This is a genomic window from Klebsiella sp. K5-204 (assembly GCF_030128585.1).
In the GTDB taxonomy this organism is placed as follows: Bacteria; Pseudomonadota; Gammaproteobacteria; order Enterobacterales; family Enterobacteriaceae; genus Klebsiella; species Klebsiella quasipneumoniae.
Genome location: NZ_JAKUZS010000001.1, coordinates 729,946 through 755,209 on the forward strand (window position 1 = coordinate 729,946; position 25,264 = coordinate 755,209).

Annotated in this window: 28 protein-coding genes; 13 read left to right on the forward strand and 15 right to left on the reverse strand. The window is 61.7% G+C overall.

The genetic code is table 11. The annotated features are described in order from the left end of the window. Positions 1-57: 57 nt before the first annotated feature. The 6 genes from glsB (at position 58) to MKR05_RS03660 (ending at position 5,771) form a co-directional block, all read left to right on the forward strand. Positions 58-984, forward strand: coding sequence for a glutaminase B (gene glsB, locus MKR05_RS03635; RefSeq protein WP_050534214.1), 927 nt, complete (start codon positions 58-60; stop codon positions 982-984). Continuing rightward, positions 984-1,352: a DUF4186 domain-containing protein gene (locus MKR05_RS03640; RefSeq protein WP_023289638.1), complete on the forward strand. Its 369-nt coding sequence runs from the start codon at positions 984-986 to the stop codon at positions 1,350-1,352. Before glsB ends, MKR05_RS03640 begins: the two co-directional genes overlap by 1 nt. A 114-nt stretch (positions 1,353-1,466) precedes the next feature. After that, on the forward strand, positions 1,467-2,891 hold the full coding sequence (locus MKR05_RS03645) for a GGDEF domain-containing protein (RefSeq protein ID WP_023289639.1): 1,425 nt from the start codon (positions 1,467-1,469) through the stop codon (positions 2,889-2,891). Between the two features lie 76 nt (positions 2,892-2,967). Next, the gene (locus MKR05_RS03650) at positions 2,968-3,498 is read left to right on the forward strand and encodes a GNAT family N-acetyltransferase (RefSeq protein ID WP_049014010.1); all 531 of its coding nucleotides are present in this window, start codon (positions 2,968-2,970) and stop codon (positions 3,496-3,498) included. Positions 3,499-3,611: 113 nt separating this feature from the next. After that, entirely contained in the window at positions 3,612-5,063 is a 1,452-nt protein-coding gene (locus tag MKR05_RS03655; protein ID WP_060590741.1) for a tagaturonate reductase, read from the forward strand. Positions 5,064-5,324: 261 nt separating this feature from the next. Next, the gene (locus MKR05_RS03660; protein ID WP_032452801.1) at positions 5,325-5,771 is read left to right on the forward strand and encodes a GNAT family N-acetyltransferase; all 447 of its coding nucleotides are present in this window, start codon (positions 5,325-5,327) and stop codon (positions 5,769-5,771) included. Positions 5,772-5,979: 208 nt separating this feature from the next. Here MKR05_RS03660 and MKR05_RS03665 read toward each other — a convergent pair whose 3' ends face one another. The 5 genes from MKR05_RS03665 to MKR05_RS03685 all read right to left on the reverse strand — a co-directional run bounded on the left by MKR05_RS03665 (position 5,980) and on the right by MKR05_RS03685 (position 9,509). After that, entirely contained in the window at positions 5,980-6,360 is a 381-nt protein-coding gene (locus tag MKR05_RS03665) for a tautomerase family protein (protein ID WP_023289643.1), read from the reverse strand. Continuing rightward, complete coding sequence (locus MKR05_RS03670) at positions 6,351-6,671, reverse strand: carboxymuconolactone decarboxylase family protein (protein WP_044522959.1); 321 nt, start codon at positions 6,669-6,671, stop codon at positions 6,351-6,353. Before MKR05_RS03670 ends, MKR05_RS03665 begins: the two co-directional genes overlap by 10 nt. 162 nt (positions 6,672-6,833) lie before the next feature. Continuing rightward, complete coding sequence (gene tam / locus MKR05_RS03675) at positions 6,834-7,595, reverse strand: trans-aconitate 2-methyltransferase (RefSeq protein ID WP_132135468.1); 762 nt, start codon at positions 7,593-7,595, stop codon at positions 6,834-6,836. 206 nt (positions 7,596-7,801) lie between these two features. Further along, positions 7,802-8,092 carry a hypothetical protein gene (locus MKR05_RS03680; protein WP_008804940.1) on the reverse strand — a complete coding sequence of 97 codons (291 nt, stop codon included), beginning with the start codon at positions 8,090-8,092 and terminating at the stop codon, positions 7,802-7,804. A gap of 229 nt (positions 8,093-8,321) precedes the next feature. Further along, positions 8,322-9,509: an MFS transporter gene (locus MKR05_RS03685; RefSeq protein WP_023289646.1), complete on the reverse strand. Its 1,188-nt coding sequence runs from the start codon at positions 9,507-9,509 to the stop codon at positions 8,322-8,324. Positions 9,510-9,686: 177 nt separating this feature from the next. Between MKR05_RS03685 and MKR05_RS03690 the strand changes: the two genes are divergently transcribed. Further along, positions 9,687-10,133, forward strand: coding sequence for a VOC family protein (locus tag MKR05_RS03690; RefSeq protein ID WP_238875594.1), 447 nt, complete (start codon positions 9,687-9,689; stop codon positions 10,131-10,133). Positions 10,134-10,171: 38 nt separating this feature from the next. On the opposite strand, the gene MKR05_RS03695 is transcribed toward MKR05_RS03690, so the two are convergent. Both MKR05_RS03695 and MKR05_RS03700 read right to left on the reverse strand, forming a co-directional pair. Beyond that, positions 10,172-10,597, reverse strand: a complete 426-nt coding sequence (locus MKR05_RS03695; protein WP_050534219.1) for a VOC family protein — start codon at positions 10,595-10,597, stop codon at positions 10,172-10,174. 973 nt (positions 10,598-11,570) lie between these two features. Continuing rightward, positions 11,571-12,416: a LysR substrate-binding domain-containing protein gene (locus MKR05_RS03700; protein WP_238875377.1), complete on the reverse strand. Its 846-nt coding sequence runs from the start codon at positions 12,414-12,416 to the stop codon at positions 11,571-11,573. 89 nt (positions 12,417-12,505) lie between these two features. On the opposite strand from MKR05_RS03700, the gene MKR05_RS03705 reads away from it, so the two are divergent. Beyond that, a complete protein-coding gene (locus MKR05_RS03705) occupies positions 12,506-13,564 on the forward strand; it encodes an NAD(P)H-dependent flavin oxidoreductase (protein WP_392389660.1) in 1,059 nt (352 codons plus the stop codon). A gap of 10 nt (positions 13,565-13,574) precedes the next feature. On the opposite strand, the gene MKR05_RS03710 is transcribed toward MKR05_RS03705, so the two are convergent. Genes MKR05_RS03710 through MKR05_RS03725 form a run of 4 tightly spaced genes read right to left on the reverse strand, consistent with a single transcriptional unit; the run spans position 13,575 to position 16,877 of the window. After that, the gene (locus tag MKR05_RS03710) at positions 13,575-14,234 is read right to left on the reverse strand and encodes a methionine ABC transporter permease (RefSeq protein WP_072096700.1); all 660 of its coding nucleotides are present in this window, start codon (positions 14,232-14,234) and stop codon (positions 13,575-13,577) included. Next, entirely contained in the window at positions 14,231-15,022 is a 792-nt protein-coding gene (locus tag MKR05_RS03715) for a methionine ABC transporter ATP-binding protein (RefSeq protein ID WP_101867281.1), read from the reverse strand. The genes MKR05_RS03710 and MKR05_RS03715 overlap by 4 nt, the downstream gene beginning before the upstream one ends. Further along, positions 15,019-15,825 carry a MetQ/NlpA family ABC transporter substrate-binding protein gene (locus MKR05_RS03720; RefSeq protein ID WP_032452814.1) on the reverse strand — a complete coding sequence of 269 codons (807 nt, stop codon included), beginning with the start codon at positions 15,823-15,825 and terminating at the stop codon, positions 15,019-15,021. The genes MKR05_RS03715 and MKR05_RS03720 overlap by 4 nt, the downstream gene beginning before the upstream one ends. 23 nt (positions 15,826-15,848) lie before the next feature. Beyond that, positions 15,849-16,877 (reverse strand): isopenicillin N synthase family oxygenase, encoded by a 1,029-nt coding sequence (locus MKR05_RS03725; RefSeq protein WP_072421692.1) that lies wholly within the window; start codon positions 16,875-16,877, stop codon positions 15,849-15,851. A 281-nt stretch (positions 16,878-17,158) separates the two neighbouring features. Here MKR05_RS03725 and MKR05_RS03730 point away from each other — a divergent pair, with 281 nt between their 5' ends. From MKR05_RS03730 to MKR05_RS03740, 3 genes are all read left to right on the forward strand, one after another. Further along, positions 17,159-17,422, forward strand: coding sequence for a VF530 family DNA-binding protein (locus MKR05_RS03730; RefSeq protein ID WP_004205937.1), 264 nt, complete (start codon positions 17,159-17,161; stop codon positions 17,420-17,422). Positions 17,423-17,443: 21 nt separating this feature from the next. Beyond that, positions 17,444-17,755 carry a cupin domain-containing protein gene (locus MKR05_RS03735; protein WP_023289656.1) on the forward strand — a complete coding sequence of 104 codons (312 nt, stop codon included), beginning with the start codon at positions 17,444-17,446 and terminating at the stop codon, positions 17,753-17,755. Positions 17,756-17,933: 178 nt separating this feature from the next. Continuing rightward, positions 17,934-18,689 carry a VOC family protein gene (locus tag MKR05_RS03740; protein ID WP_060590730.1) on the forward strand — a complete coding sequence of 252 codons (756 nt, stop codon included), beginning with the start codon at positions 17,934-17,936 and terminating at the stop codon, positions 18,687-18,689. A gap of 9 nt (positions 18,690-18,698) precedes the next feature. On the opposite strand, the gene MKR05_RS03745 is transcribed toward MKR05_RS03740, so the two are convergent. Beyond that, positions 18,699-19,643 (reverse strand): AraC family transcriptional regulator, encoded by a 945-nt coding sequence (locus MKR05_RS03745; RefSeq protein WP_238875382.1) that lies wholly within the window; start codon positions 19,641-19,643, stop codon positions 18,699-18,701. A gap of 105 nt (positions 19,644-19,748) precedes the next feature. Here MKR05_RS03745 and MKR05_RS03750 point away from each other — a divergent pair, with 105 nt between their 5' ends. Continuing rightward, positions 19,749-20,987 (forward strand): MFS transporter, encoded by a 1,239-nt coding sequence (locus MKR05_RS03750; protein ID WP_238875384.1) that lies wholly within the window; start codon positions 19,749-19,751, stop codon positions 20,985-20,987. Here MKR05_RS03750 and hpxE read toward each other — a convergent pair. Together hpxE and hpxD are read right to left on the reverse strand one after the other, a co-directional pair. Beyond that, positions 20,964-21,938, reverse strand: coding sequence for a molybdenum cofactor-independent xanthine hydroxylase subunit HpxE (gene hpxE / locus MKR05_RS03755; RefSeq protein ID WP_238875387.1), 975 nt, complete (start codon positions 21,936-21,938; stop codon positions 20,964-20,966). The genes MKR05_RS03750 and hpxE overlap by 24 nt on opposite strands. 11 nt (positions 21,939-21,949) lie before the next feature. Then, entirely contained in the window at positions 21,950-22,987 is a 1,038-nt protein-coding gene (gene hpxD / locus MKR05_RS03760) for a molybdenum cofactor-independent xanthine hydroxylase subunit HpxD (protein WP_284118073.1), read from the reverse strand. 125 nt (positions 22,988-23,112) lie between these two features. Here hpxD and hpxR point away from each other — a divergent pair, with 125 nt between their 5' ends. Beyond that, positions 23,113-24,036, forward strand: coding sequence for a LysR family hpxDE operon transcriptional regulator HpxR (gene hpxR, locus MKR05_RS03765; RefSeq protein ID WP_023289662.1), 924 nt, complete (start codon positions 23,113-23,115; stop codon positions 24,034-24,036). Here hpxR and hpxO read toward each other — a convergent pair. Continuing rightward, positions 24,017-25,171 (reverse strand): FAD-dependent urate hydroxylase HpxO, encoded by a 1,155-nt coding sequence (hpxO, locus tag MKR05_RS03770; protein WP_171879000.1) that lies wholly within the window; start codon positions 25,169-25,171, stop codon positions 24,017-24,019. The genes hpxR and hpxO overlap by 20 nt on opposite strands. Positions 25,172-25,264 lie beyond the last annotated feature (93 nt).

Consider the following 25,264-nt stretch of genomic DNA (forward strand, 5'->3'; position numbering starts at 1 on the left):
TCGTTCTCGTCTGCTATACTCGCCCACCAAAATTCGACGGTGGGCAAGGAGCCGCGTGTGGCGACGGTGATCAATAACGCAATGCTGGAAGCCATTCTGGCAGAAATCAGGCCGCTGATTGGCCGCGGTAAAGTGGCGGATTATATTCCGGCGCTGGCCAGCGTCAGCGGCGATAAGCTTGGCATCGCTATCTGTACGGTGGACGGGCAACATTTTGCCGCCGGCGATGCCCATGAACGATTCTCCATCCAGTCGATCTCCAAGGTATTGAGTCTGGTGGTGGCCATGAACCACTATCAGGAAGAAGAGATCTGGCAGCGGGTGGGGAAAGATCCCTCCGGTCAGCCCTTTAACTCGCTTCTGCAGCTCGAGATCGAGCAGGGCAAACCGCGCAACCCGTTTATTAACGCCGGGGCGCTGGTTGTCTGCGACATGCTGCAGAGCCGGCTCAGCGCGCCGCGCCAGCGAATGCTGGAGATTGTCCGCCGCCTGAGCGGCGTGGCCGATATCGCCTACGATCCGCTGGTGGCCCGCTCTGAGTTTGAGCATTCGGCGCGCAACGCCGCTATCGCCTGGCTGATGAAATCCTTCGGCAACTTCCATAATGATGTCGCCACCGTGCTGCAGAACTATTTCCACTACTGTTCGCTGGAGATGAGCTGCGTCGAGCTGGCGCGAACCTTTCTGTTTCTCGCCGACCGCGGCATCGCCCCGCATCTCGAAACGCCGGTTATCGCGCCGATACAGTCCCGCCAGGTGAATGCCCTGATGATGACCAGCGGCATGTACCAGAACGCCGGCGAGTTTGCCTGGCGCGTGGGTCTGCCGGCGAAATCGGGCGTCGGCGGCGGAATTGTGGCAATTGTGCCGCAGGAGATGGCGATCGCGGTCTGGAGCCCGGAGCTTGACGAGGCGGGGAACTCCCTGGCCGGCGTGGCGCTGCTGGAGAAACTGACTCAGCGGATGGGGAGGTCGGTGTTCTGATGGTCGATCAGGATCGATTATTTGCTCGCCTGGCGCGTTCGACGTTTCGTTCACGCTTCCGGCTGGGGATGAAAGAGCGGCAATACTGCCTCGATAAAGGGCCGGAGGTCATCGACCAGCATGCCGCCGATTTTATCCGTCAGCGGCTGGCGTCCGCCGCGCCGGCCAATGATGGCAAGCAGACGCCGATGCGCGGTCACCCGGTGTTTATCGCCCAGCACGCAACCGCCACCTGCTGTCGCGGCTGCCTGGAAAAATGGCACGCCATTCCCCACGGCCGCGCGCTGAGCGAGCAGGAGCAGCGCTATATTGTGCAGGTGATCCACCGCTGGCTGGTGCTGCAGATGAACGGCCCGTCTGTGCGCTAATTTGCATTTGATCGGCGCCGGAGTATGCCTGATAAATATTCTCATGTTATGATAATCCGCTAACTAACTATTAACATAATAATTGCCTGAAACAATTAGACGGATAATTACTGAATGTCTTCACTGTCGATTCGGTCATTTACGCTGTTTCGTGAAGAACAACCCGTGCGCGATGCACTGGTCTTATTTACGTTAACGCTATTGCTGCATTTTCTGGGCGCGATGCTGCGTCTGGTGCAGGAGCTCTCTTTCTTCTGGCCGCTCAACGCAGTGATGGCCGGGATCTTTGCGCGCTACGTATGGCTTAATCGCAGCTATTTTTATGCCGTCTGCTTTGCGGCAATGCTGGTCTATGACGGATTAACTTCGCGCTGGGGAATGGGCTTTGCCTCATTGCTGATTAACTTCTCCAATATTGTCTTTATTGTGACCCTGGCGCAGCTGGTGCTGTGGGATAAACGACGCGCCGACTCGATGCCCGGCCCGATTAACGCGCTTAATTTATTCTGTTTCTGTCTGTTAGCCGCGCTGCTGTGCGCAGCAGTCGGCGCGTTGGGGTCGGTGGACGTCGAGCGCGCCACCTTTATTCCCCAGCTGGCGGACTGGTTTAGCGAGCAGTTCTCGACGGCGGTGCTTATTCTGCCGTTTATTCTGACCCTGACGCTGCCCTCCGCGTTAAGCGGTTTTCGCTTTCGCCAGCTGCTGCCCGCGCTGGCGCTGGTGCTGTCGATTGCCCTCGGCGTGGCGGTGGGCGGCGCCGGCAGCATTACCTTCCCGTTACCGGCCCTGATCTGGTGCGCCGTGCGCTATCCGCTGCCGCTGACCTGCCTGTTGACCTTTCTCACCGGCATCGGCGAGATACTGCTGGTGGCCAACTCGTTAATTCACTTTGCGCCGGATACGCGAATGCAGCCGTGGCAGCTGTTCTCCACTCGCCTGGGGATCGCGGCGATGCTGATAAGTCCGGTGATCGTCGCCTCCAGCGTCGAGGCGATTAACATGCTGGTGAAACAGCTGGCCCTGCGCGCCGATTTTGATTTCCAGACCCGGGTCTATTCCCGTTCCGGGCTGAGCGAGGCGCTGAAGCGTCAGGCCTTGCCGGCCGATAAACTGCTGACGGTGATGGTGCTGGACATCGATGGCTTCAAAAGGGTGAACGATGCCCTGGGCCATGAGGGCGGAGATTGCGTACTGACTCAGTTTGCCCAGCAGGTCAGACAACTGGTGGGCGAGCAGGGTATGGTCGCCCGTATCGGCGGCGAGGAGTTTGCGGTCGCCGCCGTGGTCGACAGCACCCAGCAGGGTTACCTGCTGGCGGAGAAGATCCGCCACGGCGTAGAGTCGCAAGCTTTCGGTTGGGGACATAACCCGATCCACCTGACCATCAGTATGGGACTGGAGACACGCGAGGTGGGCCAGGCCCGTATTACCGAGCTGTTTAACCAGCTGCTGCTGGCGGCGGACGATGAAATGGTCAAAGCCAAACAGACAGGCCGTAACCGCATCTGTATGCCGACGCTGACGGAAAGCGCACCATAAGAAAATCCTATAGGTGTTATGCTTGTGTTAATGCTTGGTTAAAATATAGTGATGTGGTCAAAAACAAGGAGCTATTATGATCACATCATTTTCACTGCGCACGTTATCGCGCGACGATATTCTTCATCACCTTCCGGCATTAAGCGATATCCTGGCGAGCTGCGTGAACGGCGGCGCCTCGGTGAGCTTTATGCTGCCTTTCAGTCAGCAGACGGCGACGACCTTCTGGCAACATGTCGCCAACAGCGTGGCGGCCGGGGAGCGCATCGTGCTGGCCGCCCTTGACGCTGAGGAACGTCCCGTCGGCACCGTGCAACTTATCACCAGCCAACCGGAAAACCAGCCCCATCGTGCGGACGTGGCCAAACTTTTGGTTCACCAAAATGCCCGTCGCCTGGGGATTGCCAACGCGCTGATGGCGGAGCTGGAGCAAACCGCCCGGCGGGTAGGTAAGACGGTGCTGGTGCTGGACACGGCGACCGGCAGTGGGGCGGAACAGTTCTATGTCCGCTGTGGCTGGGAAAAAGTGGGCGAAATTCCGCGCTATGCGCTGATGCCTGACGGTGCAATGACCGCCACTTCACTGTTCTATAAGTTTCTTGCCTGACGGCGGTTATTACAGAATCCTTTGATCAAAACAGGGTTTCACTGGTAGTAAAACCTGATAAGTTATTGGACCAATTACTCAGGTTGTATGACTACTCTTAGAGGGAACCCATTGTGAAAACGTTAAACCGTCGTGATTTCCCCGGCGCGCAGTACCCTGACCGTATCATCCAGTTTGGAGAAGGTAACTTCCTGCGCGCATTCGTTGACTGGCAGATTGACCTGCTCAACACGCATACCGACCTGAATGCTGGCATCGTGGTCGTTCGTCCTATCGCCACCGATTTCCCCCCCTCCCTGAATACCCAGGACGGCCTCTATACCACCATCATTCGCGGTCTCAACGAGCAGGGCGAAGCGGTGAGCGACGCGCGGCTGATCCGCTCGGTCAACCGGGAAATCAGCGCTTACGCTGACTACGACGCTTTTTTACGTCTGGCGCATAACCCACAGATGCGGTTTGTCTTTTCCAATACCACTGAGGCGGGCATCAGCTACCATGCCGGGGATCGGTTTGATGACGCGCCGCCGGTAAGCTATCCGGCAAAACTGACCCGCCTGCTGTTTGAACGCTACCAGCATTTTGCCGGCGCAGCCGATAAGGGATGGGTGATCATCCCCTGCGAACTGATCGATTATAACGGCGAGGCGTTGCAGACGCTGGTGCTGCGCTATGCCTCCGAGTGGCAGCTGCCGCAGGCCTTTATCAACTGGCTGACGTCGGCAAATACCTTCTGTTCCACGCTGGTGGATCGCATTGTGACCGGCTACCCGCGCGATGAAGTGGCGGCTCTGGAGGCGCAAACCGGCTATCAGGACGCTTTCCTCGATACTGCCGAGCACTTTTATTTGTTCGTTATTCAGGGGCCCGCCTCATTAGCCAGCGAGCTGCGACTCGATAAGCTGCCGCTCAATGTGCGCATCGTGGACGATATCAAGCCCTATAAAGAGCGCAAAGTGGCGATCCTCAACGGGGCGCACACCGCCCTGGTGCCGGTGGCCTTCCAGGCCGGGATCGACACCGTCGGCGAGGCGATGAACGATGCGGAAATTTGCGCGTTTGTCGAAAAGGCGATTTATGACGAGATTATTCCGGTGCTGGATCTGCCGCGCGATGAGCTGGTGTCATTCGCCAGCGCCGTGACCGGGCGCTTCCGTAATCCCTATATCAAACATCAGCTGCTCTCGATCGCTCTCAACGGCATGACCAAATACCGCACCCGTATTCTGCCGCAGCTGCTGGCAGGGCAGAAGGCGCATGGCGCGCTGCCGCCGCGCCTGACCTTCGCCCTGGCGGCGCTGATCGCCTTCTACCGGGGAGAGCGGGAGGGGACAAGCTATCCGGTACAGGATGATGCGGAATGGCTGACGCGCTACCAGACGCTTTGGGCCCGCCATCGTGACGGCCAGATATGCACCCGCGAGCTGGTTTCCGCCGTGCTCAGCGTGGAGTCCCACTGGGAGCAGGATCTCAGCCAGATCCCCGGCCTGGTGGAGCAGGTCGCCGCTGACCTTGACGCTATCCTGACCCGCGGTATGCGCGACGCCGTCAGGCCGCTCTGCTGATAGCGGAGTCTATTCACCCGGCTGCGGCCGGGTTTAATCGCACTCGAATTAGTTACAACATACTTTTTTATTAGCCAGATACAGCCAGTCGGCAGCCTCGCTGCAAAAGGCTTTTTAGTGCCAAATCGCCCTGCGCAGGGGGAGAATTGTGGTTAAGCCGCTTGAACAAATACCTGCGCAGGAAAATAATGGCCTTAACACATATCACATATTTCCTGCCAATGTTCGCAGGCTAATTCATTCATCTGTAAGGAAACTCGCATGGTCATCGATATCCGGGAAGTTCGGCCGCATGACAAAGCCGAATGGCTTCAGCTCTGGGAAGGCTATACCCGCTTCTACGGCAGCCCGCAGCCGGAAGAGGTGACCGAATGCACCTGGCAGCGGATGCTGGAGGTGAACTCACCCGTGCTGGGCAGAGTCGCGGTGGTGGATGATACCGTGGTGGGGTTCGCTATCTGCATTCTGCACGAAGGCACCTGGGTCACCACGCCGATCTGCTATCTGGAGGATCTGTTCGTCGATCCTGCCTTCCGCGGACAAGGCATTGCCAGAACGCTGATTAAGTCGCTGCAAACCGAAGGGGCTGAGAAAGGCTGGTCACGTCTGTACTGGCATACTCGCCGTGATAATCCCGCCCGCCACCTGTATGATGAATTCACCCCGGCTGACGATTATGTGCGCTACAGGATCACCCTCGACTCCTGAAGCGATAAGATGTTGTTAAGCTTTTCCCGCTATAACAGGGGAAACAGGCTCAGGAGAAGCAACGATGGAAAAACGTCTCGAAACAGTGGTCAATCTGATAATGTTTCTTTCGCTCTTGGCGACGGCCTGGGATCTGTCACTGGTGCATCATCTCGCCTGGTAGCAACAAAATAGCCTGAATCGCGGCGCCCTGCAGGCGCCGCCTGTCTTATTCACCCGCCATTATGCCGGCGCTGAAACTCCAGTCCTCCAGCTGGTTAAACTGGATCACCACCATCACGTCCTGCGGGCTGACCGCCATCTCATCGGCTAACCGCGCGCACAGCCGACGGTAGAGCCCCTGTTTCTGCGCCCGGCGGCGCGGCTTCCCGGCGAAAATATGAAACAGCACGAAGCGGGCGCTGCGCCCGCCGCTGAGATAATGCGGGTCGTAAATGCGCTGTCCGTCGGCGGTCTGCTCGATAAACTGAAATTTGTCCGCCGGCGGCACGTCAAACTCCGCCACCAGGCATTCATGGAATAGCGCCGACAGTTGAGCAAACTCCGCGGGACGCCAGGCCGCGCCAAGCGAAATACGCGTCAGAGGCATGGCGCCTCCTGCGCGTTCAGGCAGGTCAGGGCGCTGGCCGCCGCCGGCCAGCCGGCGTAAAACGCCAGGTGGGTAAACAATTCGACCATCTCCTCCTGGCTCAGGCCATTTTGATAGCCGTAGGCGATATGCCAGGGCAGTTGCTCCGTTTTGCCCAGCGCCGTCAGGGCGGAGAGGGTGATTAAGCTGCGTTCGCGGAGCGACAGCTCGCTGCGCGCCCAGATATCGCCAAACAGCACCGTTTCGGTCAGTTCGGCCAGTTTTGGCGCAATGGCGGCCAGCGTGTGGCGATCGACAGAGGGGGTATGCATAGTGACTCCCGTTACAGGTTGAAGTGGTCGTCACTGTCGCACGCTGAGGAATGTGTTGAATATCGCAATGTTCAGGATAGTTAATCCTGAAAATCAGGATGGTCAGCTGGCCCGCTCTTATTTTTGTGTTGGTTATGTTTTACGACTTGCTCAGGCCAAGCGTCAGGCGGCTCTTTTTCGCGCCACGATAAACAGACGCGGGAAGCGCAGAAGCACCATTCCGTTACACTGTAACGGATAGTGGTCGGCCAGCAATGCCAAATAGCGGGTCAGAAAGGCGCTCCTGGCCGGTTCATCGAGGCCCGTCAGATAAGGTCGCAGTCCGGTGCCCTGCAGCCAGTCGACGATTGCCTGATGGGAAGCGAGCGGATGAAAATAGGTGGTGCGCCAGATATCAACTTCACAGCCCTGACGGGTGAGCAGATCGTACCAGGCGTCCGGCGGAAGCAAGGGCTGGCGACCACGGTCCGGTAATCCCAGCTCGCTGGCGACCTGACGCATCAGAGTATGGGAGGGCTCCTGCCAGTTATCCGGCATCTGCACCGCCAGCGTACCGTTCTCCGTCAGCTGGTTAACCAGATGCGGAAACAGCGTCTCATGATCCGCCAGCCACTGCAGCGAGGCGTTGGCATAGATCACGTCTGGCGGTTGCGCAGGCCGCCAGCTGGCGATATCGGCCTCGATAAACTCACAGTCAGGTAAGGCCTGCGTCGCCTGGTCCAGCATGGCCGGGGAGTTATCGATACCGACGATCGCCGCCAGCGGCCAGGCGGCACGCAGCAGGCGGGTACTGTTGCCCGGCCCGCAGCCAAGGTCAACGACGCTCTCGACCTGCAGGTGAGCGATACGGGAAAGCAGGTCAGCCGCCGGGCGGGTGCGCTCAGCGTCAAACTGCAGATACAGCGAAGGGTTCCAGTCGGCCATCGGGCGTTGTCCTGTGTAAGGGAGACAGGGCAAAGCATAGAACGCCCGGGGCCGCCTGTCAGGGGGAAATGATCCACTGCAGCATCTGCCTTGCGTGACAGTGTCACCGATAAAATAACCTCAGCAGGCTATCCCGTGCGTGATGGGCATATTGTCAGGGAGTAAGCGGATTGGGCAGCATCTGCGCCCGCAGCGGGCGCAGTGGCTTATTCGGCGTTCTTGAGCGCTTCGGCGCGGCTGGCGGTGGCGTAAACAAAATCCAGCATCGGCTCGAGATCGGTATCGTAGCCGGCCTGAATAATCTTCCCGCGCAGCCATTCGATTTCACTGGTGATATCGGGAGGGAAAATGTTGTTATCCTGCGCCCGGCGCAGCCATTTCAGCAGAAAGTTGTTCTTTCCTCTGATACCGCCCGACTTTTTCGACTTTCCGTGCATCTTCAGCGCGACCAGGACGCAGTAATAGAAATGAACGCGCTGATTAAAACTTTGGTGCATGTCTGTGTTTCCCGCCAGAATCAGGAATTCACCGTGTGGGTCAGTGATTCGGATTGGACTACGGCGGCGGGCCGGATCGTTGCGCGATCTCTGTTGTTTTCCGCCACCGTCCTTGCATCTGTCGCCAGACGCTGAAGGGGATGTTGGCACGGAAGCCGAATCGTCGTCAATTGCCGATTCGTTTTTTGCCGGTGTCGGCGGCTCGCGGCGTTCCGCGAGCCGGGCCTGGCTACGTCCTGACCGCGGCCCGCTGTTGCAGATATACGCGTAAAATCAGCAGGAAAGCGAACACTACGACGATTGCCGCCAGCAGATACAGGGTGGCGAGATCGTAGTACCCGGCGACCCAGCCGGCCAGCGGCCCGGTCAGCCCCAGCGCGAGATCAAGGAACGCCGAGTAGGTGCCAAGGGCGGTCCCCTGGTTTTGCTCTTCCACCTGTTTTACCGCCTCAACCCCCAACGCCGGGAAGACCAGCGAAAAACCCGAGCCGGTGAGAAAGGCGCCGATCCCCGCCACCCAGGCCGACGGCGCCAGCCAGATAAGCAGCAGGCCGAGACATTCGATGACGAAGCAGGCCAGGGATACCGGGACCCCGCCATAGCGAGTGATGGTGTTCCCCAGCACCAGGCGAACACAGATAAAGCCGACGCTGAACAGCGAGAGGGTAAACGCGGCGCCCTGCCAGCTGTGCGCGGCAAAGTAGAGGGTGATAAAGGTGGCAATAACGCCGAAACCGACGGTGCCAAAGGCCAGCCCCAGCCCATAAGGCCAGATTTTGCGCACCACCGCGTGAAAGGGGGCTCTGACGCCGGCGGTCACGCTGACGTCCTGCCGCGTGCGGGCGAACAGCAGTCCGATGGCGGCGACCAGCACCACCACCGTGGCAAAGCCGCTGATGCCGAAATACTGGTTAAGGGTGACCCCCAACGGCGCGCCGACCGCCATCGCCACATAGGTTGCCACGCCGTTCCAGGAGATCACCCGCGACGTATGGATCGCGCCGACGGTTTTGATCCCCCAGAGCGTGGCGCCGGTGGCGGTAAAGCTTTCGCCGACGCCAAGAAACACCCGGCCCGCCAACAGCGCGGCAATCGCCAGCATCGGCATCGCCTGCAACATTACCGCCAGCAGCGTGAAGGCGCCGCTGAGCAGACAGCAGACGATCCCGAGGCTAACCACTTTTTTCGGGCCCCAGATATCGGTGTAGCGCCCGGCGTGCGGCCGGCTTATCAGCGTCGAGATGTACTGCAGGCTGATCACGATCCCGGCGACAAAGGTGCTGTAGCCCAGCTGATAGTGAATATAACCCGGCAGAACGGCCAGCGGCAGACCAATAGAGAGATAACAGATACAGGTAAAAACAACGATCGAAATGATGCGCAGATTAAGTTGCGTGGTGCTGACGGAAGTGCTCATAGGGATAAAGGGTTAATACATAGGGATGTTTAGCATAACGCGCCGCGAAGAGGCTGGCGAGTGGCGAGGGCGTTTTATCCGTGATCGATGGCCTCGCCGCCGTCATTAACGGTGTTGCCGCTGACGCCGGCTTCGGGGCATGATGACGGTATCTTGCCGCCGCCTTGAGGAGAGAATATGTCCCAGGAATTCGCCGATATTGACGTTATGTTCATTGCGGGCTTCGGCCCTATTACCCAAAGCACCGCGCAAAGCCGTGATTTCTATTGTCAGGCATTGGGATTACCGCTGAAGCCGATGCCGGGTAACGAGGCGTATCTGCTTAGCGAGCAGGATGCCATCGGCGGGGTGAAGCATTTTGCGCTGTGGCCGCTGGCGCAGGCGTCGCAGTCCTGTTTTGGTCAGGAGCAGTGGCCGGAGACGGAGCCGGTGCCGCAGGCGTGGATTGAATTTGAGGTTCGCGACCTTGCCGCGGCGACGGCGCGGCTGCAGCAGCAGTGGTACCACCTCCTTGTTGCCGCGCGCGACGAGCCGTGGGGGCAGACCGTCACCCGTCTGCTCAGTCCGGAAGGTCTGCTGGCCGGGCTTACCGTGACGCCGTGGCTGCGGGCGGAACAGGCTTAACGCCCCCGCCGGGCGCGGTGCGGGTCACCTCAGGGAGGTTATTGAGGCTCCTCGTGATGTGAAACGTTTCGCACTTCCCCCCAGGCGCGGTTTTGCAGCACGGTGCGATAGCCGTCGCGGTCGACGAAAGTGACGCCGTTGACCTCCCAGTAGGGGTTGAATGCCGTGACGCGCAGAAACCCGGCGGCGTCCATGGCGCTGCATTGTGCCTTCCAGGCCTCAGGCTGCGGATAGTACAGCACCAGCAGATCTTCATCTCCTGGCGAGGGGGTAACGGGATGGTGGCGGCAGTGGGTGAATTCCAGATGCCAGCTGGCATCCGGCGAACCGATCATCAACCCGCTGAATCCTTCATGATCGGTAAAGCTTCCAAGTTGCTGCAGCCCCAGCCCGGCGCAATACATGCTGGCGGTGCTCTCCAGTTCGCTGACCGGTCTGGCGATGCGCATGTGGCAGAACGACATAATGACTCCCAAAAGGCGTAGGCCGGGTCAGGCGCAGCCGCCACCCGGCAAAAAAGCGGCATCATGGCCGCGACCCGTCGCCCGGCGGCGCTGCGCTTGCGCGGGCCTACGGAGCGGAGGAACCCTATAGCCGGCTAAGCCCCGCCATGTAGGCCGGGTCAGGCGCAGCCGCCACCCGGCAAAAAAGCGGCATCATGGCCGCGACCTGGCGCCCGGCGGCGCTGCGCTTGCGCGGGCCTACGGAGCGGAGGATCCCTTTAGCCGGCTAAGCGCCGCCTTGTAGGCCGGGTCAGGCGCAGCCGCCGCCCGGCAAAAAAGCGGCATCATGGCCGCGACCCGTCGCCCGGCGGCGCTGCGCTTGCGCGGGCCTGCGGAGCGGAGGATCCCTTTAGCCGGCTAAGCCCCGCCATGTAGGCCGGGTCAGGCGCAGCCGCCACCCGGCAAAAAAGCGGCATCATGGCCGCGAACTGGCGCCCGGCGGCGCTGCGCTTGCGCGGGCCTACGGAGCGGAGGAACCCTATAGCCGGCTGAGTGCCGCCATGTAGACCGGGTCAGGCGCAGCCGCCGCCCGGCAAAAAGCGGCATCATGGCCGCGACCCGTCGCCCGGCGGCGCTGCGCTTGCGCGGGCCTACGGAGCGGAGGAACCCTATAGGCGGCTGAGTGCCGCCATGTAGACCGGGTCAGGCGCAGCCGCCACCCGGCAAAAAGCGGCATCATGGCCGCGACCCGTCGCCCGGCGGCGCTGCGCTTGCGCGGGCCTACGGAGCGGAGGCGCCCTTAGCCGGCTAAGCGCCGCCATGTAGGCCGGGTCAGGCGCAGCCGCCACCCGGCAAAAAAGCGGCATCATGGCCGCGACCTGGCGAATACGATTTTGTCGCTCGGGTGGATACTGTAGCGGCAAAACGCTTCTGCGTTTGTCGGTAAGAGCTCAGGTTCGCCTCCGGCGAGTGCGTCGCGGTTTCCTCTTTTAGCTTAGCCGTTCGCGGCGCTTTGCAACAGGATGCGCCACTCGCTGAGGGCGGAGGTGCTGAACCCCTGGCGCCAGATAAGCTGGGTGGTCGCCTCGCACAGCGGTTCGCTTAAGCTGTTTTCGGGAAGCGTCATCAGCGCCAGCACGCTCTGCGGCAACAGGCAGGCGTAGCGCCCGGAGGCCACGCAGGCCAGCATGCTGTGATAGGAGCTCACCTCATGCACCTCCACGGCCGCCTGTTGTTCCGCCAGCCAGCGCTCTCCCAGCGCCCGATAGCTGCAGCCGCTGGCAAATGCCGCGAACCGCAGCGGGCCAGCGCTCTGCGGACGGACCAGCATCAGGGTTTCCTGAAACACCGGGACAGATCCCAGGCCGGGCGGGCAAGCCGGTTGGCCATCCGTCCCTGGCGGCAGGCAGACCAGCGCGGCATCAAGGGCGGCGGTTAATACCCCCTCGGTTAACTGGCGGGTCGGCCGGGTGCTGAGCGTGACATCCACCTGCGGGCACCGCTGTTGGAAGCGGGTGAGCAGCGGCGGCAGACGGCTGGCGGCGGTCGCCTCCATCGCGCCCAGCCGCAGGCTGCCGCCGGGCGTGGTTGGATGCAGACTCTGCTTTGCCTCTTCCGCCAGGCTCAGGATCCGCCGGGCATAGCTGAGAAACTGAAGGCCTGCCGGCGACAGCACCATTTTTTTGTTGCCGCGGACGAAGAGTTCCACGGCAAGCTCCTCCTCCAGTTGCTGAATACGGGTGGTGATATTGGACTGGGCGCGGCCAAGCCGTTTTGCTGCCAGAGTGACGCTTTGCGTGTCGGCCACCTGGATAAAAATCTGCAGTGTGCTGTGGTTCATATTTTTATTCTCAATATGATAATGATGTTGATCTTATCATCTTTAAAAGAGATGGTAAGCCTCCGGCATCGCTCATGAACGAGGAACCCATGCAAAATTCACTGCTTTCGCTTCTTGATATTGACTACCCCCTGATCCAGGCCCCGATGGCGGGCGTCTCTACCCCCGCGCTGGCTGCCGCGGTGAGTCATGCCGGGGCGCTGGGTTCGCTGGGGCTGGGTGCTTCAACCGTTGCCCAGGCGGAAGCGATGATCGTCGCCACCCGCCAGCTGACGGACCGGCCGTTCAATGTCAATCTGTTTTGCCATGCGCCGCCCCGGCGCGACGCCCGACGGGAGGCGGACTGGGCTGAGACGCTGCGCCCCCATTTTACCCGCTTTGGCAGTATCCCTCCGGCGTCGCTTAGGGAGATATACCAGACGTTTATCGGCCACACCGCCATGCTGGAGCTGCTTCTCGATCTCTCACCCGCGGTGGTGAGCTTCCATTTCGGCCTTCCTGAGCGCGAGGCGATCCAGCGCCTGCGACAGCAGGGGATCGTCACTCTGGCCACGGCGACGTCGCTTAAGGAGGCGCAGGTCATTGAGCAGCAGGGGATTGACGTGGTGGTCGCTCAGGGCTTTGAGGCGGGCGGGCACCGGGGGATCTTCGACCCGCAGGAGCCAGATGCGCAGATGAGCACCTTTACTCTGGTGCAACATCTGCGGCGTCGGCTGACCATCCCGGTGGTCGCCGCCGGGGGCATCATGGACGGCGCGGGGATCGCCAGCGTGATGCAGCTGGGGGCGCAGGGCGCTCAGCTCGGCACGGCGTTTTTACTCTGTCCGGAATCGGCCGCCGACGCCGGCTACCGCGCGGCGATCGCTAACAGCATTGACGGGCGTACGGTACTGACCTCAGCGATATCCGGGCGTCCGGCACGTTGTCTGGCGAATACCTTCTGCGCAGTGGGGGAAGCCTGTCCGGCGAGCGCTGTGCCGGATTATCCGCTGGCATATGATATCGGCAAAGCGCTGGCCGCCGCCGCGAAAACCCAGGGCGTCCATGAGTATGGCGCGCACTGGGCCGGGCAGGGTGTGGGGCTGATCCGCGAGTGTGACGCCGCCAGTCTGGTCCGCCAGCTGGCGGCTGAGTGCGGCTGGAATTAATATCTGACGGTTAGCGGCGGTGTGCCAGGCGGCGCACCAGCCGATCGCCGGCCATTTGTACGCCCTGAACCATCGCCACCAGGATCAGCACCGTGCCAAACATCACCTCATTATTGAACCGCTGATAGCCGTAGCGGATGGCGAGGTCGCCGAGTCCGCCGCCGCCGATCACCCCGGCCATCGACGAAAAGCCAATCAGCATCACGATGGTCAGCGTAATCCCGGCCAGCAGCGTCGGCAGGGCTTCCGGCAGCAGAGATTTAAAAATCACGTGCCAGACGTTGCCGCCCATCGACAGAATGGCTTCGATTCTCCCGTAATCCACCTCGTCGAGCGCGTTTTCCGTCAGACGGGCAAAGAACGGAAAGGCGCCGATGGTCACCGGCACGATAGCGGCGGTGCTGCCCAGCGTGGTGCCGACGATCAGGCGGGTAAAAGGGATCAGCGCGATCAGCAGCACGATAAACGGTAACGATCTGCCGATGTTGATCGCCGCCCCCAGCAGCGCGTTCAGTTTCGGCATCGGCGCGAGGCCGTTGGCGCGGGAAATAAATAACAACACACCGGTGGGCAGCCCGATCAGCACGGTAAACAGGGCCGCCAGGCCCACCATATAGAGCGTATCCAGTGTGCCGTCGAGTAATAACGGCCACAAATCTTCCCAGCTCATGCTACTCCGCATAATGGCCTCCCCTGAACGCCGTGACGGGTAAGAAAATCCTGTTCAGCCTGCGGGTCGTGCAGCAGCGACTGACGCAGCCGTGACCACGGGGTCACCAGCAGGTCGGCGAGTTTGCCGCTTTCGACAATTTCGCCCTGTTCCAGCAGCGCCGCGTGGTCACAAATGGTTTTCACCACCTCCAGCTGGTGCGTTATCAGCACAATGGTCAGATTGAGCCGCTGGTTTATATCCGCCAGCAGAGCCAGCACCGAGGCGGTGGTCTCGGGATCCAGCGCGCTGGTCGCCTCATCGCACAGCAGCACCTCTGGTCGGGCGGCCAGCGCCCGGGCGATGCCGACGCGCTGTTTTTGCCCGCCGGAAAGCTGAGACGGGAAGGCGGCGGTCTTGTCGCTGAGATCCACCAGCTCCAGCAGTTCGCGCACCCGCGCTTCGCGAGCGGCCCGCGGCACCCCGGCTATCTCCAGCGGCACCGCGATGTTGTCGGCGACGGTGCGGGCATGCAGCAGATTGAAGTGCTGGAAAATCATCCCGGTACGCAGGCGATAATCCCGCAGCGCCGCCTTGTTCAGCTGTGTAATATCCTGTCCGTTCACCAGAATGCGGCCCGAGGTGGGCCGCTCCAGCAAATTGAGACAGCGGATGAGCGTACTTTTGCCGGCGCCGCTGCGCCCGAGAATGCCGTATATCGCCCCTTTCGGGATCTGTAACGCGATATCGTTCAGCGCCGGTCGGCCGGTTCCGGCGTAGGTTTTGCTCAGCCCTTCGATGGTTATCATGACTGAGGGGCCACCGGGATCACCGAGCCGTTGTAGTTTTTACGGATAAACTCCGCTACCTGCGGCGACGTCAGGTCTTTCGCCAGCGCCTTAATGCGCGGGTCATTGGCCAGGGCTGGGGTGGTCACCAGGATATTGGCGTAGGGGTTATGCTCGGCGCTTTCCAGCCCCAGAGCGTCTTTCGCCGGCACCAGCCCGGCTTCGAGGGCGTAGTTACCGTTAATCACCGCCAGGTCGACATCGTCGAGGGAGCGCGGGATCTGCGGCGATTCAATCTCCAGGATCTTCAGGTGTTTCGGGTTCTCGACAATATCCTTCGGCGTCGCCAGAGTGGTGGCCGGGTCGGTAAATTTAGGGTCCAGCTTGATAAGCTTCTGCGCCTGCAGCAGGAACAGCGCACGGCTCAGGTTGGTGGTGTTATTCGGCACCGCCACCGTGGCGTTGTCCGGCAGCGACGAGAAATTTTTATGTTTGTGCGAGTAGATCCCCAGCGGCTCAATGTGCACGGTGGCCGCGACGGCAAAGGTTTTACCCAGCGCTTTTTCCTGATCCTTCAGGTAGGGAACATGCTGGAAGTAGTTGGCATCCACGTCGCCACTGGCCAGCAGTTCATTGGCGTTGACCCCGCTGGTCAGCTCCACCACCTTCAGATCGAGGCTGGGATCGATTTTTTTGATGTAGTTGAGGATCTCCGCGTGGGGAACCGGGTCCGCGGCGACGCGCAGCGCGGCGGCCTGGGCAGACGTCCATGCCAGAGAAAGAGACAGTGCGACCCCTGCCAGTTTAAAAGCGGCATATTTCATGGTGTGTTCCTTTTTAGTTATGGTTAAACGATCAATTGCTCGGCGCGTTCGCGAAACACGTCCTGATAGTAGCGTTCCGCCACGTCCGGATGGGAACGCAGACGGCCCTTGAGATAATTCCAGCCGACATCGCGCAGCAGCGGATTGTGCGGGTCGCTGTCCGGACCGCGCGCCTCACGCGCCAGCTCGGGCGGCAGGGTATAAACCGGCACCACCGCGTCAAGCTGGGCGCCAAGGAAGAAAGCGATGGAGAGGCGCTGCTGCTGCGCCGGCGGCGACACCACCCGGTGAACGGTAGCGCGCAGATAGCCGTTGGTGGCCAGCTCCAGCAGTTCGCCAATATTGACCACAAAGCTGCCGGCCAGCGGCACAGCGTCGATCCACTGCCCGGGCGCCACCTCAACCTGCAGCCCTTTCTGTTCGTCCTGCAGCAGGAAGCTGAGAAAACCGGAATCTTTATGGGCGCCGACGCCCTGGCTGCTTTGCGTCTCCTGCTGGCCGGGATAGCGGATCAGTTTGATATGCTCGTTGGGTTTGTCGCCATAGAGTTGGTCAAAGGCATTCTCCGGGAGCTGCAGCGCTTCGGCAAAGGCGCGCAGCAGGTGGATCCCCACCTGGGTCATCTGCTGTTGCCAGTGAAGTAATACCGGTTTAAGCGACGGCAGGGCGGCAGGCCACAGATTCGGACCCTGCAGACGCTGCCAGCGCGGGGCGTCATCGCTGAGGGTCAGCGCCGGACGTTCGGCGCCGATATCAAACTGCTCTCGCCAGTCAGGCTGGCCGCGCGTCAGCTCAGAGGCCGCGCGGTTATAGCCGCGAAAATGGGGGGAGTGGATCATCGCCACCTGCTGTTTTTGCGCCTCATCGAGGGCAAAAAAGCGTTGGGACTGGCGCTGAACTTCATATTGAAGCGCGTCGTCGACACCGTGGTTGATCAGATAAAAGAAGCCGATGTCGCGGGCGGCGTGGCGCAGGTCGGCCAGGAAGGCCGCTTTATCCGCGGGGTCCGCGTAGCGGGCCAGATCGAGAATCGGCAGGGTTGTCGCGTTCATGGTGTTCTCCGAAAACGGGATAATATGTTATGGGTCGATTCAGGTTCAGGGTTCGGGCACAACAGCAGCGCATGGTGATTTCCTCTGTTCGGGGCTGAGCACAGCTTGCCTCAGGGCCAGATAATCAACCAATAACGTTATTTTCTAATTTATGTTCGCGCGGGGTTCAGTGCTTTTGCGTTAAATAGATAAAGGCGTAAGGGCGAACTGAAGCCGTTGCGCCCGTCATCGAGAGTCAGTAAGGTGGGCTCACTTTTTTAATGCGGAACGGATGTATCCTCATGCACAGTTCAAAAGATCCCCTGCACGGCGTGACGCTGGAAGCGCTGCTCAATGCCCTGGTCGCGCGCTACGGCTGGGCGGAAATGGCCCGCCAGGTCAACATTAACTGCTTTAAAAGCGATCCCAGCATCAAGTCCAGCCTGAAATTTCTCCGCCGGACGCCGTGGGCGCGTAAAGAGGTGGAGGCGATGTATCTGGCTTCGCTCGACGACGATGCGCCGGCAGAGAAAGCGGATCCATGGGCAAACTGGCAGAAAAAATAACCCTTATCACAGGACATCATTATGCAGAGCTGGAGCAGTAAAGATTTCACCGCCGACCGCGCGTGGGGCGCGCTGGATATCGCCAATTTTTCCGGCACCACCGTGCGCCTGCACTGGACCGACCAACCCTATATCTGGCACATCAACGACGGTCAGGAGGTGTTTGCCGTCATGGATGGTCAGGTGGCGATGCATGTAAAAGTCAACGGCGAGGAGCAGGTGATCGTGCTGAACGCCGGCGATATCTTCTACGCCGAGGTGGGATGCGAGCATGTCGCTCATCCCCAGGGGGCGGCGCGTATTCTGGTGATTGAGAAAGAAGGGTCGGTCTGATCCCGCCGGCGGGCCATTCGTTAGTCCGCCGTTTCATCGCCTGTCAGACTCCATATACCGCGTTGATATAAATCACGTATCCAGCTTTCGATATACTTAATTCTTGTTTGCCATTCCCTTCACCCCGGCACTATCTTTTGCCGCAGACGCCTGAACAGGCACAACCGCGGGAGAGATCATGGCAACCTTGCAGTGGGACCACGCAGTACAGTTTGTGAATCAGCCGGAAGCGGCGATTGAAACCTTTGCCGGACAGCAGCTGCGGGCGGTGGCCGGCGGGCGCCATCCGGGGTGGGGAACCCGCAATGCGCTGAGCTATTTTGGCCTGACCTATATCGAATTCCTCGCCATTTCCGACCCGGACGAACTGCGCGCCGCGACGGACAGGTTTTTGCTCTCACGGGATGCCGCGCGGTTGCTGCCGGAGAACGAAGCGCTGTTTCGCGTCGCGCTGCGCAGCGACGACATCGACGCCACCCATGACCACTTGCGGCGCAAGGGGCTGGCGGTGTCACCGATCGTCGATGGCCAGCGCCACGATCCGCAGGGCAATGTCATCCGCTGGCGGATCTTCACCATTGATGGCGACACCGACGGGCTGGTCTATCCTTTTGTGCTGCAGTGGGGAGAAGACGACGAGACCCGGCTGGCGCGGCTGCGCGCCCAGGGGCTGGACGTGCCTCATCCGCTGGGCGACATTGTGCTCGAGCAGGCGGTGTTCGAGGTGGACAATCCGCAGGCGGTGCGCGATCGCTGGCAGGCGCTGCTGGGCTTCCCGCCACAGGGGGAGCAGGGGCTGGACGTGGGCGGCCAGTGGTTTACTTTCCGCGAAGGAACCGCCAACCAGCTGACCGAACTGGTGTTTCGCGTCGCCAACCCGGCGCTTAAGGGGCAACGCTTTCGCGTTGGCAACGGCGTGTATCGCTTTATATAAAGGCTGACTCTAGCGTGCCGTGGCGCGCAGGGCCCCCGGCGGCTGGCCGGTGATGCGTTTGAAAGCCCGGCTGAAGGCCGCCAGCGACTGATACCCGAGGCGGAAGGCCACCTTTTCCAGCGCCTGGCCTTCGTGGGTGATGTACTGCACCGCCAGCCGCATACGCAGCTCGGCCAGATAGCGGGCGGGGGTGGTGCCGGTGGCGGCAAGAAAACGCTCGGCGAAGAGAGAGCGCGACAGCCCCGCCTCCCGCGCCAGATCTTCCACTTTCCAGTTCACGCCCGGACGCTGATGCATGGCGTAGATCGCTTTCGCCAGCCGGGGATCGCGCAGGACCTGCACCCAGCCGGTGGCGTTACCGCACCCGCATGCCACCCAGCCGCGGACAATCAGCGCAGCCACCACGTCCGCCAGCCGGGCGAGGATCCCGGCATAGCCCGCCTGGCGGGTGAGCGATTCCCGCTCCATTGCGGCCAGCAGCGGCTGGATCTCCGGCCAGGTGTGGAGCAGGCAACTCACCCGCATCACCTCGGGCATGGCCTTCACCAGCGGCTGCATGCCGCCGAGCTCAAAGTCCATGCAACCGCTGAAAATCACGGCGCGCTCCGGGCAGTCAGGCTGGCCGCCAGCGTTGATGCAACTTACCGTGCTGCACACCGTTTCGCTGTTCAGCTGCGCCACATTCACCACCGCGGCCTGCGGATCGGAGAGCAGGGCGTGTCCGTCGCCGTTAGGAATTAACAGCGCGTCGCCGCTCTCCAGGGTGAACTGTTCTCCGCTGGCCATGCGCAGCAGCACCGGTCCGCGGCTGATGAAATGGAACTGGGCTTTGCCCGCCACGGCGCTAAAGCCGACGCCAAACGGGCGGGAGGTTTCGATGCGCCGGTAATTCACGCCGGAGAGGCGCATACCGCGCAGCAGTTCGCTGGTCAGGTCGATTGTAGGCTGGCTCATGGTAATTCCGGACGAATAATCAATAACTGTAGAGTATGCATCATATATCGTCCAGAGGTAAGCCCCTAAGATGACCAGGATGTTAATAAACCTGGAGAGATGTATATGACTTCCTTCATAGCTGCTGACGCAAGCCTGACACCCGTCAGGCCTGCCTGGCGTGCCGTCTATGCCCTGGCCCTCGGGGTGTTCGGCCTGATCGTGGCCGAGTTTCTGCCCGCCAGCCTGTTAACGCCGATGGCCAGCAGCCTCGGCGTCAGCGAAGGGATGGCCGGGCAGGCGGTGACCGCCACGGCGCTGGTGGCGTTAGTCACCGGCCTGCTGATCGCCACCGCCACCCGCAATATCGACCGCCGCTGGGTGCTGATGTTTTTTTCCGTGCTGCAGATTGTCTCCAGCCTGATGGTCGCTTTTGCCGGTTCGCTGGCGTTTCTCCTGCTCGGTCGTCTGCTGCTGGGGATCGCCATCGGCGGTTTCTGGGCGATGTCCACCGCCACGGCGATGCGTCTGGTGCCGGCGGCCCATGTGCCGAAGGCGCTGGCGATCATCTTTTCCGCGGTGTCTGTCGCCACCGTGGTGGCCGCGCCGCTCGGCAGCTACCTCGGGGAGCTGATCGGCTGGCGCAACGTGTTTATTCTCTGCGTGATACCCAGCCTGCTGGCGCTGCTCTGGCAGCTGTGGGTGCTGCCCTCCATGCGCCCGGAAAGCGTTGGCACCTTCTCCACGCTGTTCAGGGTGCTGCGCCGTCCCGGTATGCTGGGCGGCATGCTGGCGTCGATCCTCATTTTCAGCGGCCATTTCGCCTTCTTCACCTACCTGCGGCCGTTCCTTGAGACCGTCGCGCAGGCCAGCGTTGAAGGCGTTTCACTGATTTTGCTCGGTTTCGGTATCGCTAACTTTATCGGCACCTCGGTAGCGAGCTATCTGCTGAGCCGCAGCCTGCGTCTGACCCTGGCGCTGGTGCCGCTGATGATGAGCGTCCTGGCGCTGCTGATGGTGACGTTTGGCCATCTGAGCGTGCTCGACGGGCTGCTGGTCGCCCTCTGGGGGTTTGCCTTCGGTCTGGTGCCGGTGGCCTGGTCCACCTGGCTGGCCACCACCGTGCCGGATGAGGCGGAAAGCGCGGGCGGTCTGCTGGTGGCCTCTATTCAGCTGGCCATCAGCGCCGGCGCCGCCGGCGGCGGGGCGGTGTTCGATCTGCACGGCGCCAGCGGCGTCTTCACCGGCAGCGGTGTGCTGCTGTTGACCGCGATGGTCGTGGTCTTCACCGCCGTGCGGGTGAAACCGGTCGCCCGCGCCGAACAGCCGGAGACCGGTCGCTTATCCCGCGAGATCGATAACTAAATTGGCCGACAGGCTGCGGGAGCAGCACAGCGCAATATGCTGCTCCGCTGCCTGTTTTTCCGCCTCCGACTGCACGGTATCCCGGTGGTCGACCGTTCCCTCCCGCACCGGCGTCAGGCAGGCGCCGCAGATCCCCATCTCGCAGGAGAGCGGCACGTCGACGCCATGCTCCTGCAGCACCCGGGCGATGGTTTTGTCCCCCGGTACCGGCCAGCGCTCCCCGGTGGAGGCGAGGGTGATGGTGAAGGTTCCGTCCGCCGCCGAGGCCGCCGTCGGGGCGGGCGGCTGGAACGCTTCGCTGTGCAGTTGCGCCTCCGCCCAGCCGGCCGCCAGCGCGGTGTCGCGCACCTGCTTCATAAACCCTGCCGGTCCGCAGAAATAGACCTGGGTGTCGGCGTCCGGCGCGCCCAGATCCTGCGCCAGCCGCAGGCGCGGACTCTGTCCGTCGGCAGAGCAGTGGATCAGGCAGGTTCCGCCGGTGAGCTGGCTGGCGATCTCGGTGGCGAAGGCGGCCTCCTGTGCGCGGCTGACGTAGTAGTGCAGCGTAAAGCTGGCGCCGGACGCCGCCCGGGCGTGGGCCATCGCCAGCAGCGGCGTAATGCCGATCCCGGCGGCGAGGAGCACCACGTGGCCGCCCCCGCGCAGGGGAAAGTGGTTGCGCGGGGCAGAGATCAGCAAGGGCTGCCCCGGGCGCAGGGTGTCATGAATATAACGGGAGCCGCCTCGCGACTGCGCCTCGCGGGCGACGCAGAGCAGATAGTGATCCCGCCCGGCCTGGCTGCCGGTCAGCGAATACTGACGGATCAGCCCGCAGGGGAGATGGAGGTCGATATGGGCGCCGGGCGTCCACGCCGGCAGCGGTTGCCCATCGGCGCTCACCAGGCGAACGGCCAGATTTTTCGCGCCCTGGCGCCACAGGCCATCGACCACCACCGGGAGTATGTCGCGCATAAGACCTCCACTCATACCAGAAAGAAATCGCCAAAGCCCATCTTCTTCAGCCCGCGCCGGTAGGCGATAGAGCTGCGGTCTGCCGGAATATGCGCCTCCAGGGTCAGATCCAGCGGCAGCCGCTCCGGGCGCTGGGTCTCAACCATCAGGCGATCCTCCTCAAACACCCGCAGGTTGAACGCATGAACGTCTTCTACCGGCACATGCAGGTCAAAATTGCGGGCGATAGGGGCGAACATCCGCGTCACGCGCGACGACACCGGCGAGGCGGCGTTCATGATCACCAGCTTCGCATCGGCAGGGAAATGGATGGTCAGCGTGGCGGTGAAGGGCAGATGCATTTCAAAGTGACGCAGCCACTGGAACCCTTCCGGCGCGCGGAAATCGGAGCTGGCCGGATAATTGCCCACCGAGCTCCAGTAGTCGGCAACAAAACCGAACGGTGTCTCCTGCGGGATGTAGTCCGGCACCTGCTGATTGTCCGGGTCGGCAAAGGTATCAGTGTGGATCCACGCAAAGTGGGCGACATCGAGAAAGCCTTCGACCTGGCGGCCGGCAAAGCCCTTCACCTCGAAGGCCGGGCAGTTGATTTGCTGAAAGCCGGCGTCGTCCCAGTGCGGCATGGTCGGTAACGGCGGCGGATTGTCCGGATCGCAGGCCAGACAGGTCCAGATCAGCCCGTAGCGCTCCTCCACGGCGAAGCTGGTGAGATGCAGTTTGGCTGGTATGGGTTGCCCCGGACTGGAGGGGATGCGGTTGCAGCGGCCATCCTCGCCAAAGCGCAGGCCATGATAGGGGCAGACGATGCCTTCTTCTTCATGAAACCCCAGGGTCAGCGGGACGCCGCGGTGCGGGCAGACGTCGCGGGCGACCACCACCTGACCTTTAATGCGATAGATAACCAGCTGTTCGTCCAGCAGGGTGGCTTTCACCGGGGCGCCGCCAATATCGCAGGCGCGGGCCACCGGGTGCCAGCAGCGGGCCAGCCGCAGCCAGTCCTCTGGATCAAAGGTGCAATGGGCGGGGGGCGTGGGGATGGTTGTCTTCATGATTTCTCTTCCTGCTCACATCGGTGATTGTTTTATTGTTGTGAGATTATTGTTGTCATATTAGGGTGTTCACATCCATCACCATTAATTCACTCTGCTGTTGCAAAAAAGAGTACAGGGTCGCCATGAGTCCATTTTCCCGTTTCGCCCACTATTTCATCGCCGTGGCCCGCTGCGGCAGCCTGCGCCGGGCCGCCGAGCAGCTGCATATCTCCGCCTCGGCGATTAACCGCCAGATCCTGCAGGCCGAGGAGGCCTTCGGGACACCGCTGTTCGAGCGGCTGCCGGAGGGACTGCGGATGACCACCGCGGGCGAACTGCTGTATGACAATCTGCTGCGCTGGCAGAAGGAGTTTCGCCAGACCCGGCAGAAATTTGATGAGCTGCAGGGGATGAAGCGCGGGAGCGTTAGCGTCGGTATGGTGCAGGCGCTGGCGGAAGGTGGCTTCGCCGCCGCGCTGGCGGAGATTATCGCCAGCTGGCCGTGGCTGGAGCTGGATCTGCAGGTGGCCGACAGCCACACCGTCAGCCAGAAAGTGCGTCAGGCGGATCTGGACGTCGGTCTGATCCTCGATCCGCAGGGGCAGGCAGGACTCAGCGTGCTGGCCTTTGCCGAACTGGAGGTGGGGATTGTGATGCGCCCGGACCACCCCCTGGCGGGGGCGAGGGCCCTGTCTTTGGGCGAGCTCAGCCTCGAGCGGCACATCGTGCCCGGCGCGCCGCTGATCGTTCATGAGCGGGTGGCGCTTCTCTATCGCCACCATGACTTTGCGCCGGAGAATACCATCAGCTGCAATGATATCCGGCTCATTAAGTCGCTGGTGCTGCGCGGCAGCGGCGTGACGCTCCTCAGCCTGCTCGACGTGCTGGACGAGGTTCAGCGCGGCCAGCTGGCCTTTGTCCCGCTGCGCAGTACGCTGCTGCGGCCGCTGACCCTGGCGCTGTGCACCGCGCCTTCGCGTCAGCTATCGCGTCCTGCGCAGATGGCCATTCAGACGCTGAGCGCGGTGATTGAATCCATGGCGACCGTCAGCCCAGCGGCCCGCTGAGGATGGTATCGCACATGCCGTTGATAATCCGCTCGCCGGTCTCCTCCCGCAGCTCCTGGTACCAGGCTTCAGTGAGCTGCATATCCTTTCCGTGGGTGATATCGCAGCGCTTGCGCGCCTTCAGTACCAGATCGCGGACCCGGTCGCAGCGCTGGGCTTCATACTCGCGCAGGGCGGTCGCAATATCGCGGGTCTGGCGGAAAACGGCGCCCAGCACCACCGCATCTTCCATCGCCGCGCATCCCCCCTGGCCAATATCCGGGGTGGTGCTGTGTCCGGCGTCGCCCAGCAGCGCGACGCGACCGCGCACCAGGCGGCTGAACGGTTCGATATCGTGGATTTCAATACGGTTGGTGGTCTGCGGGTCGAGGGCGGCGATCAGCTTCTGCACCGGCGGCGCCCAGCCGGCAAAGTAGCGGCTGAGGTCAGCGCGCAGGGTGTCACGATCCTCCGCCAGACCCGCCGGCAGCGGCACATCAAAGAAAAAGTAGAACCGGCCGGCGGAGACCGGCATCAGCGAGACGCGCTTGCCTTCGCCGACAAAGGTGGTCCACTGATCGCCGGGCGCCAGCGCTTCATCTATTTCCACCAGACCGTTCCAGTTGACGTAGCCGGCGTAGCGGCGCTGCGGGGTAAAGCCGAGCACCCACGGACGCAGCGCGGAATGGCTGCCGTCGGCGGCAATCAGCAGATCGCCGCTGGCGCTGCTGCCGTCGGTAAACCACACCGTCACGCCGTCGACGTTTTCTTCACAGCGGGTGACGCGTTTGCCGAACTGCACGCTTTCCCGTCCCCAGTAATCCAGCATTTCCCGCTGCAGCTCTGCGCGGGAGACCGGGCAGGGGCGGCTGCCGGTACGTTCGATCAGCGGCGCGAGGCTGAACTGGGTCATGTTCTCGCCGCTGCGGAAATCGCGATACGCCATGCGGCGCAGCGGTCCGCCGAAGGTTTCCATGATATCGCCCATACCGAGGTGGGCCATGCACTTCACGCCGTTGGGCCACACGGAAATCGCCGCGCCGACCGGTTTGATCTCTTTCACCGCTTCATAGACTTCGCAGTCAATCCCCGACTGTTTGAGCGCCACTGCCGCACTTAAGCCGCCGATGCCGGCGCCAATCACGATTGCTTTCATTTTTTTCTCCTTCTCCCGATGTTGTGACTGACTACAGCAATTTGCGTACCAGTTCGCCGGAAGGTGAAAAACCGCCGGCCTGAGGCACAGCGA